We start from the raw sequence: 2356 nt of genomic DNA, 5'->3' as shown, positions 1-2356 counted from the left end.
GAGCGGGGGCGGCCGCGCCGCCCCGCCGCCGGCGCCGGAGGGGCTGCGACTGACGGAAATCGGCCACCTCGCGGACCTGGTCGCGCAGTTCCCGCGCGACGCGGACGCGGGGTAGGGCCGCGGTGTTTTGCGCATCGGGCGCGGCGTCCTCTATACGCGGGGCGTTGCGGGCAGCTTCGGCGGGGCGATGACGTGGGTTGATCTGGCGGTGGCGGGCGTGATCGCGGTGTCGGCCCTGCTGGCGTTCATGCGCGGACTGGTGCGGGAGGTGCTGGGCATCGCCGCCTGGGTGGGGGCCGCCATCGTCGCCGTCTGGGCCGGCCCCTACGCCGTCCCGAAGGCCGCGCACTATATCACGGAGCAGCAGATCGCGATGATCGTCGCCTATGGCGCGACCTTCGTGGTGGCGCTGCTGTTCCTGCTGGTGGTCTCGCACTGGATCGGTGCCGTGGTGCGCGATTCCGCGCTGTCCGGCCTCGACCGCACGCTGGGGCTGGTATTCGGCATCGTGCGGGGTGCGGTGGTCGTGGTGTTTGCCTACATCGCGGCGGGGTTCGTGGTGCCGATCAAACAATGGCCGGCACCCGTCCTCGAGGCCCGGTCGCTCCCATATGCCTATCGCGGGGCGGTGTGGGCGGAGGGGCTGCTGCCGGCCGAGTTCCGCCCGCAGGCGCCGCAGCTTCCGCCCGGCGCCGACACGACGACCACCGCCGACGACCTGATGCGCGCGACCCCGGAGGGGCACGCGAACGACAAGCCCGGCGCCCGGCCGTGACCCGGAGCAGGAGACCGCCCGCATGGATGGCTTGAACGCGCCCTATGGCGGCCCGGCGGGCCCCGACGACGGCCGGGACGACAAGTTCCACGAGGAATGCGGCGTCATCGGCCTGTGGAACGTGCCGGACGCGGCCGCGGTCACGGCGCTCGGCCTGCACGCGCTCCAGCACCGCGGGCAGGAGGCGACCGGCATCGTCAGCCATGACGGCGCGCGCTTTCACTCCCACAAGGGCCTCGGCCTGGTCGGCGACAATTTCGGCGACGCCAAGGTCATCGCCTCGCTGCCCGGCATGCGGGCGGTCGGGCACAACCGCTATGCGACGACCGGCGACACGGTGCTGCGCAACGTGCAGCCGCTGTATGCGGATTTCGAGTTCGGCGGCTTCGCGGTCGCGCATAACGGCAACCTGACCAATGCGCATCTGCTGCGCCGGGCGCTGGTGCGGCGCGGCTGCCTGTTCCAGTCCACGACGGACTCCGAGGTGTTCGTCCATCTGATCGCCATCAGCCTGTATTCGACCGTCGTCGATCGTCTGATCGACGCCCTCAAGCAGGTCGTCGGAGCCTATTCGCTGGTCGCGCTGTCGAACGAACAGCTGCTGGGCGTGCGCGATCCGCTGGGCGTGCGGCCGCTGATCCTCGGCCGGATCGGCACCGGCTGGGTGCTGGCGTCGGAGACCTGCGCCCTCGACATCGTGGGCGCGGAGTTCGTGCGCGACGTGGAGCCGGGCGAGATCGTCGTCATCGACGACCAGGGCGTGCACAGCATCAAGCCGTTCAGCCGCGCCCCGTCGCGCTTCTGCGTGTTCGAATACATCTACTTCGCGCGTCCCGACAGCATCGTGGAAGGCACGCCCGTCTATGAGGCGCGCAAGGCGATCGGCGCCGAGCTGGCGCGCGAGAGCCATATCGCGGCCGACGTGATCGTGCCGGTGCCCGATTCCGGCGTGCCCGCGGCGATGGGCTATTCCGACGAATGCGGCACGCCGTTCGAGCTGGGCATCATCCGCAACCACTATGTCGGCCGCACCTTCATCGAGCCGACGGACCATATCCGCAATCTCGGCGTGAAGCTGAAGCACAGCGCCAACCGCGCGGTGCTGGAGGGGCGGCGCGTGGTGCTGGTGGACGACAGCATCGTGCGCGGCACCACCAGCCGGAAGATCGTCGAGATGGTGCGCGCGGCGGGGGCCGCGGAGGTGCACATGCGCATCTCCTCGCCGCCGACGACGCATTCCTGCTTCTACGGCATCGACACGCCCGAGCGCGGCAAGCTGCTCGCCGCGCGTCATACGGTGGACGAGATGTCGAAGCTGATCGGCGCGGACAGCCTGGCGTTCATCTCGCTCGACGGGCTGTACCGCGCGCTCGGCCGCGCCGGGCGGGATGCGGCACGGCCGCATTATTGCGATGCGTGCTTCACCGGCGAATATCCGATCGCGCTGCCCGACATGACCGACAACGCGACGCGGCAGCTCAGCCTGCTGACGGAACGCTGATGGCCCGACCGCTCGATGGCGCCGTGGCGCTGGTGACCGGCGCGGGCCGCGGGCTTGGCCGCGCGGCGGCGCTCGCGCTG

The 2356-nt window shown here is 70.7% G+C and carries 2 protein-coding genes; both read left to right on the top strand.

Annotated features, from left to right (window positions below; all coding sequences use genetic code 11):
• The first annotated feature begins 187 nt into the window (after positions 1-187).
• Positions 188-775: a CvpA family protein gene (locus B8460_RS18645; protein ID WP_148360704.1), complete on the top strand. Its 588-nt coding sequence runs from the start codon at positions 188-190 to the stop codon at positions 773-775.
• A gap of 22 nt (positions 776-797) precedes the next feature.
• A complete protein-coding gene (gene purF, locus B8460_RS18640; protein WP_048863124.1) occupies positions 798-2276 on the top strand; it encodes an amidophosphoribosyltransferase in 1479 nt (492 codons plus the stop codon).
• The last annotated feature ends 80 nt before the right edge of the window (positions 2277-2356 follow it).

It is taken from the genome of Acidisphaera rubrifaciens HS-AP3 (genome assembly GCF_000964365.1).
GTDB classification, from domain to species: domain Bacteria; phylum Pseudomonadota; class Alphaproteobacteria; order Acetobacterales; family Acetobacteraceae; genus Acidisphaera; species Acidisphaera rubrifaciens.
Note: the sequence above shows the minus strand (reverse complement) of the source record. Positions and strands in the feature narration are given on the sequence as shown.